Genomic DNA, 16,859 nt, shown 5'->3' with positions numbered 1-16,859 from the left:
AGTTGTTGCCCCGGTATAGATGTGGCAACAAGTAAGTAAATTTTGATTTATTGAAGTTTGCAGTACATTTGCCCCAATAAACCAGTCCACCTTAACTAAAAACACAATCAATGGGATTCGTAAGTGAGTTCAAAGGATTTATTATGCGAGGTAACGTAGTCGATCTCGCAGTCGGTGTAATCATTGGCGGTGCCTTCGGCGCTATCGTTAATTCGCTGGTAGCCGATATTATTACTCCTTTAATGCTCAAACCGGCACTTGAAGCTGCAGGTGCAAGCAGCATTGAAACATGGGCACCCGGTGGTGTATTGCTGGGTAAATTCATTTCTGCTGTCATTTCATTTCTTGTGATTGCATTTGTTTTGTTCCTTATCATCAAAGGAATGAACGCAGCAATGAAGAAAAAAGAAGAAGCTCCCGCAGCACCTCCCGCACCTACCAAAGAAGAAGTACTTCTTACCGAAATCCGCGACCTGCTCAAACAGGGGCGATAATTTACTATCCATGCCACAGCTGCTTTCTCCTGCTGAAAGTAGTTGTGGCATTTATATTTTGCCACAACACCAATTCCATCTTCATCCAATGAAACGTTTTTTACTTGCCCTCATGCTGTTTTCGGGTTTGGCAGTAAATGCACAAACCGATACGGTAAAATACTGGACACGCGGCGGTGTGTTTGGTTTAAACTTTACGCAGGCATCTTTCACCAACTGGGCTGCCGGTGGTGTGAATTCTATTTCTGCACAAGGCCTGCTTAACCTTTTTGCCAATTATAAAAAAGGCACCAGTACCTGGGACAATACGCTTGAAATGTCTTACGGTTTGCTGCAACAGGGCCGTGCAGCGCAGATCCGTAAAACCGACGACAAATTCGACTTCACCTCGAAATACGGCAAACGCGCATTCAGCGATAAATGGTACTACTCGGCGCTGTTCAACTTCAAAACACAGTTTGTGGATGGTTTTAATTACATCAACGACACAAACAAGGTGAAAATTTCCGACTTCCTTGCTCCGGCTTACGGACTGCTGGCTATTGGTATGGACTACAAGCCGAACACGAAGTTTACGCTTTTCATTTCGCCGTTCACCGGCCGTGTAACTATTGTAAACGACAGCGCACTTTCGTCTATCGGTGCGTTTGGTGTAAAGCCGAACGAAACACTCCGCAACGAATTTGGCGGTTACATGCGTGCGCAGTATCGTGCCGACATTATTCAAAACGTAAACCTGATGGCACGTCTTGAGCTTTTCAGCAACTACCTCGACCGTCCGCAAAACATCGACGTAAACGCTGAAGTGTTGCTCACCATGAAGGTGAATAAGTACATTTCAGCCAGTGTAAACATGCAGGCCATTTACGATAACGATATCAACATCAAAGGAGATTTTAACAACGACGGAGTAATTGGCGCCAATGAATCAGGACCGCGTCTGCAGTTCCGTCAGGTGCTTGGCATCGGCTTCTCTGCTAAATTCTAATTTTCGCCCCTCTGAATATGCAGGAAGACCTGCGGATACGTCCGCAGGTCTTCTTTGCTTTATCTGTTTTGCTAAAATTATTTCGCAATAAGCCGGAATCCTTTACCGTGAATATTCATGATTTCAACTGTAGGATCATCTTTAAGGTATTTGCGCAGCTTGGCAATATATACATCCATACTGCGCGAATTGAAATAACTGTCGTCGCCCCAAATGGTATTCAGTGCAAGGGAGCGGTCGAGCACATCGTTTTTGTAGATAGCCAGCAGGCGAAGCAGGTCGGCTTCTTTTGAAGTGAGTTTCTGGGGTTTATTGCCAAACTCCAGCAGCTGGCGGGTGTGATCGAAACTGTAATCGCCAATGGTGAACGTAGTTTGATCGGTTTGGTGTGCGGCCGGTGTTTTGGTTCGTCGCAAAATGGCTTTCAGCCGCAGCAGCAGTTCCTCCATGCTGAACGGTTTGGTGATGTAATCGTCGGCACCTACGTTAAAGCCTTCAATAGTATCTTCCTTCATCGACTTTGCCGTGAGGAATACGATGGGCACCTCCTGATTGAGCGCACGTATTTCCTTAGCCAGCGTGTAACCGTCTTTTACAGGCATCATTACATCCAGCAAACAAAGATCGAAACTGTGCTTACGGAACTGTTCGAAACCTTCTTTACCGTTAATGGCAAGCACAGTTTCGTAGCCTTTGGCGTCGAGATATTCCTGCAGGAGATTGCCCAGGTTGGGGTCGTCTTCGGCCAGCAGGATGCGTGTTTTGGGTTCGGCTGTTGTGGTCATTCGCTTGTTGTTGCAGGTGCGTAAAAAGGCAGGTTAACGTAAAACTGACTGCCGCGTCCGGGTTCGCTTTGCACAAACACATCGCCGCCGTGTTTGAGGGCAATGGCTTTCACATAGCTGAGCCCTAAACCAAAGCCTTTCACATCGTGAACGTTTCCGGTGGGTACGCGGTACAATTTATCGAAAATCTTTTTCTGATTTTCGCGGCTTATGCCAATGCCGTTATCTTCTACACAAAGCTGGATACCGGTGGCCGTGTTTACGGTGGATACACGAATGAGCGGCTGGCCGGGTGTATATTTTATGGCGTTGTCGAGCAGGTTGAAAATAAGATTCTGCGTATGTGTGCGGTCGCATTCAATATCAAATCGTTCGGCATCAAGGCTCATGGTAATTTCGCCCGATTTGTTTTCAACCTGAATGCGCACACTGTTTACGGCATTGCGCAGGAGTGCGTGAAAATCAACCGGCTCGGTTTTAAGGCGGAAATTGCCTTTGTCGAGCAGTGCCGACTGCAATACATTTTCCACTAATCCGCCAAGGCGTTTGTTTTCTTCTTTAATCATCGACACATAGCGGTTGAGCCTGTCCTGCGTTTTTTCCACCGAACTGTCGGCCAGTACTTCACAGGCCAGCGAGATCGTGGAAATAGGTGTTTTCAGCTCATGCGTCATGTTGCTGATGAAATCGTTTTTGATTTCGGAAAGTTGTTTTTGCCGGTAAATGGTGGATATGCTGTAATAAAAAAGCAACAGAATAAACAGCACAAACAACACCGAAAGCACCAGCATGAGCCAGAGCGATTTGAGGATATAGCCGTTTTGGAACGGGAAGTAAACCGCCAGCATGTGCGGCTGCGAGAAAATATTGTCGGGACGAAGACTTACGCGGTGACGGGAGGTAATCAGACTATCGCGCAGACTTTGCTGCGGATCATCGCCATTGCCAAACATAGGCATACTGCCGGCCGAAAAAACCGTCCACACATAGCGTGTATTGATGCCCCTGTTTTTAAACTCATAGCTAAGCAGCGAGTCGATGAGTGCCGTATCGGGATTAAGCTCTGCATCGCCAAAAATATTCATCTGAATCATCTGGTTGTAGAGCGAGAATAACTCGCCGGCCGGGCGCTGCATCAGATCCGTGCGTTTTGATAGCGCATCAAGCCCGCGCTGAAGTTTCTGACGGCTTATACTTATTTTCGAGGTATCACTTGCGGCTGTATCAATGAAATAATTCTGCCGCGAGTTGAATCCCTGCGGCAAACGCGGCACCGAAAGCTGGTTGCGCATCCGTTCACGCGCTTCCGCGCGGGCGTAGCGGCGGGTTACATTCATCATCGCCTCGCGCACATCCTGCTCAAAATGCTCACGCCGCTGTTCCACCGCCCCGCTGATCCAGTAATACTGAATCACGCAAAGACCGATAAGGGCGGCACCCGCCAGAAACGCAATTAATTTTGGAGAAACGATACGCATTTACCCGTTGCTATTCAATAACCCTCAAAAGTACAACGTATTGCGCAGTAGAAAACAGGCCAGGCCGCCGGACTTAACATCATTTAACGAGATCAGGTATTACAACCCGATCCGCATCTTCTTCTCCTCCACCAGAAAAACCCGCAACGGCGGCAACTCAATCACCTTCCCGTTCGGACCTTTGGCTTTAATATCATCAAACATCAGCACACCTCCGTTGCCCGACACATTCAACGAATCAATCTTCTGCTTCATGCGCGGAGTAAGCATACTGCCTTCGGCTTTCAGCGTATCCAGTTTTTTTGTTTTCGGATTACGCAGATACAATGTAAACGAAGTGACTTCATACCTGTCGCGGCTTGCACGCTGACGTGCATAAATTCGCCCTGCGGCAATCACCGTAAACTTATCAATAAATGAATCATTTCTGATACCGCACAAATCCGGTTCGGGAATTTCACGACCAAACAACTTATATGTTTTTGACCAGGCTACACGCTCACTTCCGTTTTTCAGTTTTTCATACACCACCAGTACCCCTTCAACTCCGGTAGTTGCATTAATTATAAATAAAGAATCACGCAACGTAACGGTTCCGCCTTTAAATTCAACCTTACCCAGTTTGTGTTTTCCCTTGTAGGTAATGCGCATGATATTGTCCTCGTTGAGATAGAGGAAGGAGCGTTCGGGTGTTACGGTAATTACGGTAGGTGTACCTTTTACCACAAACGTATCGGTTTGGGCGGCAGTGCGCAGGCACAAGGTGGTAAGCAGCAGGGCAAACAGGTGTCGGAGTTTCATCTTTTGCGAGGTTGATGAAGTGAAACGGCAAAGTCCGTACCTAAAAGTACAGACTTTGCCGGAAGTGATGTTTTATTTACAGGCCCAGAATCGACTTGGTTTGTTCGTTCGAAGCCAGGGCGCCTTCGTGTACGGTGAGTGTGAGTTCGGCTTTCTTTTTGCCGGCAATGCTGCTCAGCGCATCGGCATTAGCGGTAGCCAGATGGCCGTCGGGAGTGATGCACCAGAGCAGGTTATCCGCATCAGGGTTACACTGGAAAGCGTTGAGTGCCTCGGGGCTGTAGGTGAAAATTGCATTGCGTCCCTTTTCTACCAGAAATGCTTTTACACCGGTTATTTCCTGTTTGTTGCGGCTGTCGCGGAGTTTGAGCGCCAGCGGCTCTGCAGCAGGCAGGTTCGAGGGGCAGTCGGAATTCCAGATACCGAAATCCTGAATCACAAACAAACGCATGGTCTGGTTTTCCTGTTTGCTGCCCACATTGGCACGGCTTCTCAGCGCGGCCAGCCGCAAGGCAAGGGCATTGGCACTGAGGCGTTTTTTATCGGCCTTGTCCACATTGGCATCCATCTTTTGCTGTTTGGCGTTGGCATCGGCTGTTTTCCTGCCCAGCGCAGCTTCGTAGGCGGCAAAGCGGTTTTCGTAGGCCTTCATCGCCTCGGCATAGTTGCGGCTGTCCACCACCACGTAAGTGATGTATGCACGCTCAACCGTGTCTTTGGTGAACGTTACGGTAAGCGAACGGCCATCGCTGTTGCGGGCAATGCGGGCATCGTCCCATTGTATTTTGCGGTCGGCACGGTTGTAGGGTGTGCGGTTTTCATCCACTTCAAAACGCAGGCCTTTGTAGGCATTCAGCTCCGGGAATTCGAGCGGATCAAAGTCAATGCTGAAGCTCGGGCGTTTGGCATCGGCCAGTTGCGGGCGCAGGGGCTGCGGGCCGGCGGCTTTGGCTTTTGGCGCGGTAGTATCCGCAGGTTCGGCGGCAATTACGTAAGCCGTATCACGCTTAATGAAGCTCCAGTTTCGGGCGGTGGTATCGAGATAATACACGTTAAACTTATTCTCCGCCGTTTGCGAGGCCAGCGCCACTTCAATGGGCTGCGCCGGATTGGCTTTGAGTGGCTTCCCGTTTTGCCAGGCTGTGATTTCAAGCATACCGGCCGACTCGAAATGATACTGCACACCCGCCGAATCATACGTCATGGGAATGCCCGCAATAAATATCGACGCCGGATCATGAAACTCGCGGTAGCGTATTTCCACCTTGCCGCTCACCGGCTTTCCATCTTCAGCCAGAAAAGCATTTTGCGGAATAATAATCAGCGACCCTGTGTTGTACAGCAGTGTATCGCCTTCGCCGGCATTTACGGTGTATGCCGTATCGCGCACATCAATGCCGGGCAGCGGAGGCTGCACAAATGCTGTTCGTGCAGCAGCGGGCTTTTCTTCGGGCGAAACTGCCATATAAATACCTACGGCAATTACAGTACCGATTACCACCGAGCCGATATAAAAGCCGGGCTTTTTCCAGAACGGCAGTTTCTGCGCGTTGTACGCCTGCATGAACTGGTCGAAATTGCGACCCTGTTCAATGTCCTGGGGCGTGAGCGGTTCCCGGTTGCGGTTAATGTTTTTGTTCGTTTCCATGCTACTTCAGACTAAAGCAGAATAAATAGTTTTCATTCGTTCAAGCAGCCGGTACACCCGGGCTTTAGCCGCTGCCTCGTTAACTTCGAGAATATCACCAATTTCTTTAAACGCACGTTGTTCGAAGAAACGCATTTCAAGCAGGCTCACCTCATCGGGTGCAAGCTTTGAAATGGTCTGCATCAGCCGGGCATCCGTCTGGGCAGTGTTCTCTTCACCCAGTTCGTGCAGTACATCGGCCACCTGTGCATCGTCAATATTTACGGCCTGCCGCACTTTGGCACGGCGGTACTGGCGGCTCAGTTCGTTGAGCGCAATACGAAACAACCAGGCCGAAAACGGCACTCCCTGCGATTTGTATTTGCCGAGGTTTTCCAGCGCAGTAATAAAAACCTGCTGGGTCACATCGTACGCATCGTCTTTCGTTTCGGTACGCTGATACACAAACGCCAGTATGCGGGCGTAGTATCTGTTGTAGAGCGGCGCAAAACGGGCCGGATTGTCGCGCGCGGCGTTGATTTCGGCTGCTTCAGCCTCAATCTGTTCGCGGGTTTGGTGATAACTTGAAGCGAGGTTCATGGTGATGCCTTTTGCGGTAGGAAACAGAACCATTGCGGGCTGCTTTCATCAGCATAGGGTTTTGGGAATGGAAAAGTAACGGGAAGATGCAGAAAAAATCTTCGCCACGCATAAAAGGCTGCCGGTGTTTCCCGGCAGCCTTTTCAAACAACTCATTATCAGCGCATCACGGTACACAGAGCCTGATCTGCTGCTGCCCCGGTGCAAGCCTGATCTGACAGGCCAGCCGTGAATTGGTGTACACAACAGGCAGCGTATCCAGCATATTCAGTTCCTCATCGCCGGCCGGGGGCAGCGGGGGCTCCGCTGAAAGGATGCGTACATGGCAGGTGGCACACAAGGCCATGCCGCCACAGGTTCCTTCTATTCCTTTTATCTCCATGCCTTTGAGCAACTCCATCAGACTAAGCGCGATATTATCCGGCACATCAACGCGCTGCAATTCACCCCCGGTTTCTATTTCAACAGCAATATCATTCATACGTTAAAATGTATTTACACCATTCACTGTGGTGTACTTCATGGTGTAATGCACACCGGGATTGATGTATTTATAGGCGCTATGGCTCATCATGGCTGCTTCATGAAATCCGCAAAGAATGAGCTTGAGTTTATTTTTGTACGTGTTGATATCACCAATCGCATAAATCCCTTTTACAGAAGTAGAATAGTCTTCCGGATTGACCACCACGGCCTGCTTCTCAATATCAAGCCCCCAGTGTGAGGCGGGCCCCAGTTTGGGGCTGAGACCAAAGAGAATAATCAGTTCATCGGCTTCAATATCATGTATGGCCTGTGTATTGAGATTTTTCACACTCACCGTACTTAACCGGCCGAGTCCGTTTACATTTTCAACGGATGTATGCAAAAGAAGATTGATTAAACCTGATTCGGCCAATGCTTTTACGCGCTCCGCACTGTCGGGCGCACCTCTGAACTGATCGCTGCGATGCACCAACGTAAGCGAACTGCATACAGAAGCCAGCTGCAGTGTCCAGTCGAGTGCACTGTCGCCACCACCAGCAATTACAACTTTCCTGTTTCTGAAATATTCCGGTTCACGCACAAAATAATGTATGCCTTTACCGTTCTCAAATGCATCAAGGCCTTTCACTTCAGGCTTTCGCGGTTCAAAACAACCCAGTCCGCCCGCAATTACCACGGCCTTTCCCGAAACAATTGTGCCTAAATTTGTTGTAACCTGAAAATTACATTCATCAATTTTCTGAATTGTTTCCACACGTTCACCAAGTGTAAAAGCGGGTTTAAACGGGGCAGCCTGTTGCAGCAGATTGTCAATTAATTCCTGCGCCAGCACAGTTGGAAAACCCGGAATATCATAAATTGGTTTCCGGGGATAAATTTCGGAAAGTTGCCCGCCGGGCTGGGGAAGGTAATCGATGAGGTGACATCGCATTTTCAGCAGTCCGGCTTCAAATACAGCAAACAAGCCTACCGGGCCGGCCCCGATGATGATAAGGTCTGTGGTAATCATGAACTTTTTTTCTTTTGTGAGGAAAGTAATCGGGTGAATTGGTTGAGTTGTTTCACCTTATCGGCGAAGTCGCCTTTCAAATAACTGCGTATGGTTTGCAGGTGATTAAGTGATTCGTTGATTTCTTCGGGGAATGCCTCTTCAAAAATTTCGCGGAGACGTTTAGCCACTGTGGGTGATTTCCCGTTTGTGGAAATGGCAATTTTCACTGCACCTTTTCTCACTACTGATCCGAGATAAAAATCACAGAGATCAGGAGTATCAGCTGTATTTACAAGCAGGCCGTGTTGCCTGGCCTGCGTGCGTATTTGTGCACTGGTTTGTATGCTGCCCGTAGCAAGAATTACGAGATCTTTTCCTTCCAGATCAGTCGCTTCAAAAGCCCGTTCGATAATCACTACCGCATCAAAACCCTGAGCAATAAGACGAAATTCAGGCAATACCGAAATGGCTACTACCGTAACCTGTGCACGGGGCGAATTCTGCAACAATGCAGTAAGTTTTTCGCAGGCTACAAATCCGCCTCCAACCAGCAGCACGTGCAATTGTTCGAGCTTGAGAAAGACAGGAAAAAGCGGATTGCCGGCTTCAATGCTGCTCATGAGGCAAAACGGGTTAGTTCGTGCAGCAGTGTTTGCTCCGTAGCGAGCGAAAGTTTATGTTTCACCACTTCACCAATTACAATCACTGCCGGCGAATCATGCGTTTCGGCCAGTGTGGTAAGATTACCCACCACACCGGTACTCACATTTTGCTGCTGCAATGTTCCGTGGCTGATAACGGCTGCAGGAGTGTCGCCGGCACCGGCCTGCCTGTAAACAGAACTTATTTCGGCCGCTTTTCCAAGCCCCATGAGTACCACCACGGTAGCTGTTGATCTTGCTGCCAATGTCAGATCGGCCGACAGAGCCGCATTTCCGGTGGTGGCGGTAATTACCCAGAAACTTTCGCTCACACCGCGTAAGGTAACCGGAATGCCGCAGGTACCTGGAACCGCCACCGCACTGCTCAACCCCGGCACATAGGCTGTGTGCAATCCATGCGCTGCAGCATATTCAAGCTCTTCGGCTCCGCGTCCAAACACAAACGGATCACCTCCTTTAAGCCGTATAACATGCCCGCAGCGATGCGCATACGAAACAATCATCCGATTTATTTCCTGTTGCGAATAGGTATGGCGTGCCTTGCGTTTCCCCACAAACAGCCTGATACAATGCGCCGGAACAAACTCAAGCAATTCATCACTCACCAATGCATCATACATTAACACATCGGCTGTTTGAATTACACGCAGTGCTTTAAGCGTAATGAGTTCTGCATTTCCCGGACCAGCGCCCAATACCGTTAACCGTGGTGTTTTATTCATGTCCGGAGGCTTTTTGCGTTGATCTTTCGGCAGCAGCATGTGTTTTCAGCAAATCAATCCACCCGGCTGCCTGCTCAAGGTAGCGGGCAGCAAATCCGGGTGAGGCGGGCTGCGAATTAAGCTGAAGGATAAATGCACTGAAACTGCCCTGTCCGCTTATTTTTCCGGTTTCGATAAATTGTTTTTCAAAATCGCCGATAAGTGCATGATGGGTATTTACATGATGCCCGTTTTTCAGCAGCAAGGCTTTAGCGGTATGGATAAGCGCTGAGTAGCTGAAATAAATACTGTCGGCAAAGCGGCTTTCAGCCAATGCTTCGCGGGCTGATAACACTTTCTCATCTGCTTCAAAAAAGAGCGTTTGCACAAGATCAATCATTACTCCCGCACACTCACCCACACCAATTGCAGTCTGGAATTTTTCATCTGCTCCCCAATCCCTGAATGCTTCATCATCCAGGTTACTCAGATCTGCCAGCGGTTTCAGCAACTGATAAAAATACTCCTTCCCTTTGCGATGAAAATACGCGGTGAATGTTTCGCCCGGCTGCTTTTCCGATTCAAAATCATTAAGCAGTTTGCGTAATGCATCGGGCGCCCGGCGGGAAGGAATTTTTATAATTTTCTCGGCAAGACGACCTGTGCCGTTACCTGTACTTCCGCCGCCGCCAAGCACCTGCAACGCAGGCACCACCGCATTGCCCGATTTAAACGAACTGCCATGAAATCCGATCGCCGCCAGCCCATGCTGCCCGCATGAATTCATACAACCACTTATTTTAATATCCAGCTGCCTGTCGAAAAGCAGATGCGGGAAATCGTCTTCAATCACTTCGCCAAGAGCCAGCGCCACGTGTGTGCTGTTTGAAATAGCCAGATTACAGGTATCGGTTCCCGGGCATGCAGTAACGTCTGCCGCTGAACCAAACCCCGGCTTTGCAAGACCAGCCGCCAGCAGATCAGTGTAAAGCGCCGGCAGCTCGGGCAAGGTTACATAACGCAGCAGCAGCCCCTGATTAATCGTAATACGGGCATCGTCACTGCGCGAGTATTTGTCAATACAGTCTGCAAGTTTGCGTGCAGTTCCGGCATGTATATTTCCAAGCGGCACACGCACATATACACCGTAATATCCTTGCTGCTTCTGTTCAAACACATTCGAGCGCATCCACGCGGAAAAGCCTTCGGGCGGAGTTGCAGGTACAGCAGCCGGAGAAGCCTCTCGCACATAAGGCTTTTCAAATTCATCATATGCAATGTGGTAATCCTGCACGGTAAGTGCCGGCGTTATTTCGTCAAGCAACTGCAGAAATGCGTCCACACCAAGCTGATGAATAAGGTATTTTATGCGTGCCTTATGCCGGCTGTGCCGCTCGCCGTAACGGTCGAAAATGCGCAGCACCGATTCGATGAAGGGAATTAGTCTGGATGCCGGTAAAAAAGTATGCAGCAACTTTGCCGTGAAGGGCTGTGCCCCCAGTCCGCCACCTGCAAGCACACGGAAGCCGCGTTCGCCGGATTCATTGTACGTGGCAATAAAGCCAATATCATGTATCCATGTTAATGCGGCATCGGCTTCACTGTTGGAGAATGCAATTTTTATTTTACGTCCCATCTCCTGCGCAAACGGTTTACGCAGAAAGTAGCGGAATACGGCATCGGCATAGGCGCTTACATCAAAGGCTTCACCAGGCCATACACCCGATTCGGCCGGCGAAGTAATGTTGCGTACAGTATTTCCGCAGGCTTCACGCAATGTAATTTCATCCTGTTCAAGCTTTGCCCAGATTTCCGGCGTGTGCTCCAGACTGATGTGATGAAGCTGAATATCCTGACGGGTTGTAAAATGCAGATTGCCGTTTGAGTATTGTTCGCTGAGAGCTGCTATTTTACGTAACTGTGCGGATGAAATTTTTCCAAACGGAATTTTTATCCTCACCATTTGCACACCTTGCTGCCGTTGACCGTAAACCCCGCGTGCAAGGCGCAGACTTCTGAATTTTTCAGGATCAATAAGCCCTTCACGGAAAGCCTGGATTTTTTTAGCAAGATCAACAATGTCTTTTTCAACAAGCACTTTAGTGCCGTGGCTGATGAGTTCGAATTCAGTACGAAAACTCTGCATGGGTAAATCAGGATTTTACAAATTCATAAATGAGATGCCAGTCTTCATTGCTCAGTGTAATAGTATGAGCACTTGCCGCATTGCGAATGCGTTGCAGATCAAGACTACCGATAATTGGCAGGGCCTGCAGCTTGTAAAGCCATGCCACAGCCACCTGCTCTACATTGGCCGAATAACGTTCTGCAATTTCGGCAAGCAATGAGCGGATTGCTGTAGTACGCGCATCGGTACCTGTTAAAATCCGTCCCCCGGCCAGCGGCGCAAGTGCAAGCGGTTTGCTGTACTGCTCACGGATCAGATCAAGACGACCATCGCGTATGGCATCCGTTTGAAGTACACTCAGCTCGATATGATTTGTGACTACCGGAATACTCAAATGAGCAGAAAGCAGTTTATGCTGAAACACATTGAAATTTGATAAACCGATGTAATGAATTTTTCTTTTCAATACCAGATCGGTAAGTACGGATGCCGTTTCTTCAGCATTGAACAAGGGATCAAAATCATGCAGCAACAATACATCTACATAATCCGTTCCCAGGTTTTTGAGCAACTGGTCAACCGTGCTGCGGATCGATTCCTGACTCAGATCGGCGTATAGTTTACCGCTGTGTTTGTTTTTCTGCCATCCCGCGCGAGCTGCAATAACAACATCTTCACGCTGCACTGCACCGGTTTTGATCAGCTTACCAAAACTCTTCTCCACCTGTTCTGTCCCGTTTGGATTATTCAGATCAAATGAAGTGATTCCCAGTTGCTGGCACTCTTCCACAACGGAAGTAAGTAAATCCGTATCCTGCAATTCCTGCTCCCAGCGCCAGAAGCCATATATAGCCGCTGAAACTTCCGGCCCTGATTCGCTTAATAGATGTTTTTCCATTGTTGTTTCTATACTATTATTAAATAAAAAACCCTTCTCGCGGCAATGCGGAAGGGTAACTGTATTGGTTGAATACGAACACAATCCGCTATTGCCTGCTTCGCATACAGCAGGTTGAACAAAAAGCGGGCATGTGTTTATGTTTCATTCGGGTGCAAATGTAGAGCTGAATAAATGTCATTTCCAAACTTTCGGGCAAGTTTTTTCTATTTTTCCTATCGGTTTTATAGGATTTATGTCGACAAAAAAGGCAAGATGCTGACAAACAACACCTTGCCGCGTAAAGAAATTAACCGCGCTGTACCACCACACGCCGGGTTATTTTTCCGGAAGGTGTAAGCAGTTCGATGAAGTAAAAGCCCGGCACCTGATCGGTAAGGTCAATACGATCGGGCAGCGGGTGCGACTGATCGATGACATGCTGCTGTACCGGCGTGCCCAGCATGTTGTAAACCGTCATGCTAATTACCTGTGTACTGTCGAGCGAAATGCGGAACATGCCTTCGCTTGGGTTGGGAAAAATTTCGATGCCGGCGGGTTCGGCTTTTTTAGGTACAGCTACAGTGGCTTTGGGTGCTGGCGTAAGCACTACTGCATCGGCCTGAAACACGCTGCGGATGCTGAAATCATCAAGCCAAACCCCGGCGTTAAGCTCCGGATGCGAAGCGCGGATACCGATAAAGCGGCCGTTTACCGGTGCGGTAAAACGGATGCTTATTTCTGTCCACGACGCACCAATAGATTGTGCCGACACGGTGTAAAACGAAGTACCGAAAACAGAGTCGGTACCCGATACGCTGAGTGTAAGGTTGGGCGAGGCAGTGCGTGTGCGCACCCAGAAATTGAGTGCATACTGCTGGCCTTTTTGCAAGGGGCTGTTCAGCTCCATGCTGATGGCTTCGGAACGGATGTCGCCCTGAATGTTTGAAGCAAGGCCCACAAACCAGTTTCCGCTGTGCGCAGCGCCAAAGCCGCAGTCGGCACTGGCAATATCGGGTTTGCGGAATGCGCCAAAGGCACGCGTGTGCTGCACGTTTGCATTAAACACGGCCGGCGTGGTGTTGATGAGACACCGGCCTCCGTTTTTTTCAAATCCGCCGTTCATAAACTCCTGCGCATTCAGTGCAGGCGCCAGAAGCATGAGCGGCATTGCGAGCGTAAGGAAGGTTTTTACCATGGTGTGTGGGAGATTGGTAATACCTGTTCGGTTCGTTTTATGTTATAACTCCATCCGGGGGAAAAGGTTACACCGGAAAAGTTAACAAGACATAAAGCAAACGCCGTGCCTTTTCCGGTTTTCTGTATTTAAAAACGTAAGCAGCGGCCCGCATATTGCCAAAAAAAGCGGCGGATCAGTGTGTCTGATCCGCCGCTGCGAAAGCTTGAAGTTCCGGCTTTACTTAGTTAAATGCGTTGAAACCGGTTACATCCATACCTGTAATGAGCAGGTGAATATCATGTGTACCTTCATAAGTAACTACCGACTCGAGGTTCATCATGTGGCGCATAATGGGGTACTCGCCGGTAATGCCCATTCCGCCGAGCATCTGACGTGCTTCGCGGGCACATACAAGGGCGGTATGTACGTTATTGCGTTTGGCCATTGAAATCTGAGCCGGGTTGGCGCGGTTTTCGTTTTTAAGCACGCCCAGACGCCACACGAGCAGCTGTCCTTTGGTGATTTCGGTAAGCATCTCAGCCAGTTTTTTCTGCTGGAGCTGGAATGCGCCAATGGGTTTGCCAAACTGGATACGCTCTTTTGAATAACGCAGGGCCGTATCATAGCAATCCATTGCAGCACCCAGTGCGCCCCAGGCAATACCGTAGCGGGCCGAGTTGAGGCAGCTGAGCGGACCTTTGAGGCCTTTTACATTGGGGAAAATATTTTCTTTAGGCACTTTCACATTGTCGAACACAAGCTCGCCGGTAGCACTTGCGCGCAGCGACCATTTGCCGTGTGTTTCGGGGGTGGTGAAGCCTTCCATGCCGCGCTCCACCACAAGGCCACGGATATCACCGTTGTCGTCTTTGGCCCAAACCACAGCAATATCGGCAAAAGGTGCGTTTGAAATCCACATTTTAGCACCGTTGAGGATGTAGTGATCGCCGGCGTCTTTAATATTGGTAATCATACCGGCCGGGTTTGAACCGTAATCGGGTTCGGTGAGGCCGAAACAGCCCATGAGTTCACCGGTGGCCAGTTTGGGCAGGTATTTGCGTTTCTGCTCCTCGGTACCGAATGTGTAGATCGGATACATTACGAGTGAGCTTTGCACAGAAGCGGTAGAACGCACGCCCGAATCGCCGCGCTCAAGCTCCTGCATAATCAGGCCGTATGAAATCTGGTCGAGACCGGGGCCACCGTATTCAGCCGGGATGTAAGGGCCGAAAGCGCCTATTTCGCCTAAACCCTTAAGGATCTGTTTAGGAAACTCCGCGCGCTGCGCATAGTCTTCGATAATGGGCGATATTTCTTTTTTCACCCAGGCACGGGCGGTATCGCGGATGAGTTTATGTTCGTCGGTCAGAAGCTCGTCGAGCAGGTAGTAATCTGGAGCCTGATAGTTGTCGGTGGCCATGTTGGTGTTTTATTTTGAAAAGCGCTGCAAAAATAAGCAAATAGCCGGGCCAACCATAAAAACAGCATTTTGTGCGGCGATTACCTGAAAATGCAGGGGCCATCTTGTACAAATAAGGACTGCAGGGGCTTCTCGCTTGAAAAACTCAGCAGCTTTGGTATATTTGTTGCTACAAACAATTTGGTGTATCACCTGTTTTTAATCGAAAAATAAGGCAGTTTGGCACGCAACTTGTCAAAATGCCTACAAAACAAACCATCATACTCAAACCGATCATGAAAAAATTAGGTCTTCTCCTGTTCGTTGTTGTGGCTTTTGCGGCCAGCGCATCTGCTCAGATTTACAAAGCTGCTTCACGTTCAGTAAAATTTTATTCACACACTGCGCTTGAAGACATCAGCGCCACGGATACCACAGCCACCATGCTGCTCAATACAAATACCAACGATGTAATTGTGAGCATCAACATCAAAGGATTTGATTTTCCGAACGAACTCATGGAGGAGCACTTTAATGAAAACTATATGGAGAGCGATAAGTTCCCCAAAGCTTCATTCAAAGGCAAAATCAACGAAAAGGTGGATTACAAAAAAGACGGCACCTACAACGTAACCATTACCGGCACGCTTGGTGTGCATGGTGTAGATAAAGTGCGCACGATCCCGGCCACGGTGGTAGTAAAAGGCGGCAAAATTACAGTTGACTGTAAATTTATGCTGGCATTGAAAGATCACAATGTGGCAGTTCCTTCAGCGGTAGGCGCCAAAATTGCCGAAAGTGTGGAAGTAACCGTACATGCCGACATGGTGGCTGCCAACAAAAAATAATCCGTAACGGATACCAATTTGGAAAGTCCCGGCCAGTGTAAACAGCCGGGGCTTTCGTATTTTTGCCTGATCACACCATTATGCCAGCACACCACACCGGATTATTGCTTCAGGCTTTAGCTGCCGACTGGGGTACTTCGCGCAGTTTTCATCCCGATCCGGTAGCCAACCCGGGCGGGAGTTCGTGGGTGTCGCTTTTTCTGTTTGCAGCATTTGCAGCATTGGTTGTGCTGCGGGTGTTTGACGGGCGGCGGCTGACACAACTGGCAGGGGGATTTTTCAGAGCTTCTTCGGTAAGCATGCTTTACCGCGAGGAAAATGCACTTACCGGCAGGGCTTCTTTATTACTCATTATCAACTTTTTACTGGTTACACCGCTTTTTGTGTGGCAAACAATCGGCTATTTCAGTCTTCCGCAGGAAGGGATGCTGCAATATGGTGCACTTGCTCTGGCTTTTGTGCTGCTCTACCTGATTAAATCGGTCGCAACCCGGTTTATGGGATTTGTATTCGATAAAAAAGAAGCCGCGCTGGAATACATTTATAACATACTGTTATTTAACAAAACGTTAGGACTTCTTCTCTTCCCTGTTACTGTACTACTGGCCTTTGCGCACGAAATTCCCCCGGAATGGCTTGTATTTACCGGGTTGGGCCTGTGGGGTATTATTTTGGTTTACAGACTCTTCAGAGGCATTCTGATAGGTCTTTCCACATCAGGATTTTCTCTTGTATATATATTTCTTTATCTTTGCACCCTTGAAATTTTACCCTTTTTCGTTATCCTGAAACAATTTGCCGTATAGCGGCGGAT

Annotated in this window: 17 protein-coding genes; 4 read left to right on the top strand and 13 right to left on the bottom strand. The window is 48.9% G+C overall.

Annotated elements, in window-relative coordinates:
• The first annotated feature begins 110 nt into the window (after positions 1 to 110).
• The gene (gene mscL, locus IM638_00380; GenBank protein MCA6361467.1) at positions 111 to 494 is read left to right on the top strand and encodes a large conductance mechanosensitive channel protein MscL; all 384 of its coding nucleotides are present in this window, start codon (positions 111 to 113) and stop codon (positions 492 to 494) included.
• Positions 495 to 582: 88 nt separating this feature from the next.
• Positions 583 to 1,482 (top strand): DUF3078 domain-containing protein, encoded by a 900-nt coding sequence (locus tag IM638_00375; protein ID MCA6361466.1) that lies wholly within the window; start codon positions 583 to 585, stop codon positions 1,480 to 1,482.
• Between the two features lie 77 nt (positions 1,483 to 1,559).
• On the opposite strand, the gene IM638_00370 is transcribed toward IM638_00375, so the two are convergent.
• From IM638_00370 to IM638_00310, 13 genes are all read right to left on the bottom strand, one after another.
• The gene (locus IM638_00370) at positions 1,560 to 2,267 is read right to left on the bottom strand and encodes a response regulator transcription factor (GenBank protein ID MCA6361465.1); all 708 of its coding nucleotides are present in this window, start codon (positions 2,265 to 2,267) and stop codon (positions 1,560 to 1,562) included.
• Entirely contained in the window at positions 2,264 to 3,745 is a 1,482-nt protein-coding gene (locus IM638_00365) for a HAMP domain-containing histidine kinase (protein ID MCA6361464.1), read from the bottom strand. Before IM638_00365 ends, IM638_00370 begins: the two co-directional genes overlap by 4 nt.
• Positions 3,746 to 3,844: 99 nt before the next feature.
• Complete coding sequence (locus tag IM638_00360) at positions 3,845 to 4,546, bottom strand: hypothetical protein (GenBank protein ID MCA6361463.1); 702 nt, start codon at positions 4,544 to 4,546, stop codon at positions 3,845 to 3,847.
• Positions 4,547 to 4,622: 76 nt separating this feature from the next.
• Positions 4,623 to 6,194 carry a hypothetical protein gene (locus IM638_00355; protein ID MCA6361462.1) on the bottom strand — a complete coding sequence of 524 codons (1,572 nt, stop codon included), beginning with the start codon at positions 6,192 to 6,194 and terminating at the stop codon, positions 4,623 to 4,625.
• A 6-nt stretch (positions 6,195 to 6,200) separates the two neighbouring features.
• Entirely contained in the window at positions 6,201 to 6,806 is a 606-nt protein-coding gene (locus tag IM638_00350) for a sigma-70 family RNA polymerase sigma factor (GenBank protein ID MCA6361461.1), read from the bottom strand.
• A 133-nt stretch (positions 6,807 to 6,939) separates the two neighbouring features.
• Positions 6,940 to 7,254 (bottom strand): 2Fe-2S iron-sulfur cluster binding domain-containing protein, encoded by a 315-nt coding sequence (locus IM638_00345; GenBank protein MCA6361460.1) that lies wholly within the window; start codon positions 7,252 to 7,254, stop codon positions 6,940 to 6,942.
• A 3-nt stretch (positions 7,255 to 7,257) separates the two neighbouring features.
• Entirely contained in the window at positions 7,258 to 8,268 is a 1,011-nt protein-coding gene (locus IM638_00340) for an NAD(P)/FAD-dependent oxidoreductase (protein MCA6361459.1), read from the bottom strand.
• Positions 8,265 to 8,870 carry a bifunctional precorrin-2 dehydrogenase/sirohydrochlorin ferrochelatase gene (locus tag IM638_00335; GenBank protein ID MCA6361458.1) on the bottom strand — a complete coding sequence of 202 codons (606 nt, stop codon included), beginning with the start codon at positions 8,868 to 8,870 and terminating at the stop codon, positions 8,265 to 8,267. Before IM638_00335 ends, IM638_00340 begins: the two co-directional genes overlap by 4 nt.
• Positions 8,867 to 9,634, bottom strand: coding sequence for a uroporphyrinogen-III C-methyltransferase (gene cobA / locus IM638_00330; GenBank protein ID MCA6361457.1), 768 nt, complete (start codon positions 9,632 to 9,634; stop codon positions 8,867 to 8,869). The genes IM638_00335 and cobA overlap by 4 nt, the downstream gene beginning before the upstream one ends.
• Positions 9,627 to 11,759 (bottom strand): HEPN domain-containing protein, encoded by a 2,133-nt coding sequence (locus IM638_00325; protein ID MCA6361456.1) that lies wholly within the window; start codon positions 11,757 to 11,759, stop codon positions 9,627 to 9,629. Before IM638_00325 ends, cobA begins: the two co-directional genes overlap by 8 nt.
• A 7-nt stretch (positions 11,760 to 11,766) precedes the next feature.
• Positions 11,767 to 12,639 carry an aldo/keto reductase gene (locus IM638_00320; protein ID MCA6361455.1) on the bottom strand — a complete coding sequence of 291 codons (873 nt, stop codon included), beginning with the start codon at positions 12,637 to 12,639 and terminating at the stop codon, positions 11,767 to 11,769.
• A gap of 289 nt (positions 12,640 to 12,928) precedes the next feature.
• Positions 12,929 to 13,816, bottom strand: coding sequence for a T9SS type A sorting domain-containing protein (locus IM638_00315; GenBank protein MCA6361454.1), 888 nt, complete (start codon positions 13,814 to 13,816; stop codon positions 12,929 to 12,931).
• A gap of 223 nt (positions 13,817 to 14,039) precedes the next feature.
• A complete protein-coding gene (locus IM638_00310) occupies positions 14,040 to 15,218 on the bottom strand; it encodes an acyl-CoA dehydrogenase family protein (GenBank protein MCA6361453.1) in 1,179 nt (392 codons plus the stop codon).
• Between the two features lie 275 nt (positions 15,219 to 15,493).
• Here IM638_00310 and IM638_00305 point away from each other — a divergent pair, with 275 nt between their 5' ends.
• Together IM638_00305 and IM638_00300 are read left to right on the top strand one after the other, a co-directional pair.
• Positions 15,494 to 16,045 (top strand): YceI family protein, encoded by a 552-nt coding sequence (locus IM638_00305; protein ID MCA6361452.1) that lies wholly within the window; start codon positions 15,494 to 15,496, stop codon positions 16,043 to 16,045.
• 80 nt (positions 16,046 to 16,125) lie between these two features.
• Positions 16,126 to 16,851, top strand: a complete 726-nt coding sequence (locus IM638_00300; protein ID MCA6361451.1) for a DUF4271 domain-containing protein — start codon at positions 16,126 to 16,128, stop codon at positions 16,849 to 16,851.
• Positions 16,852 to 16,859 lie beyond the last annotated feature (8 nt).

It is taken from the genome of Bacteroidota bacterium (assembly GCA_020402865.1).
In the GTDB taxonomy this organism is placed as follows: Bacteria; Bacteroidota; Bacteroidia; order Palsa-965; family Palsa-965.
Note: the sequence above shows the minus strand (reverse complement) of the source record. Positions and strands in the feature narration are given on the sequence as shown.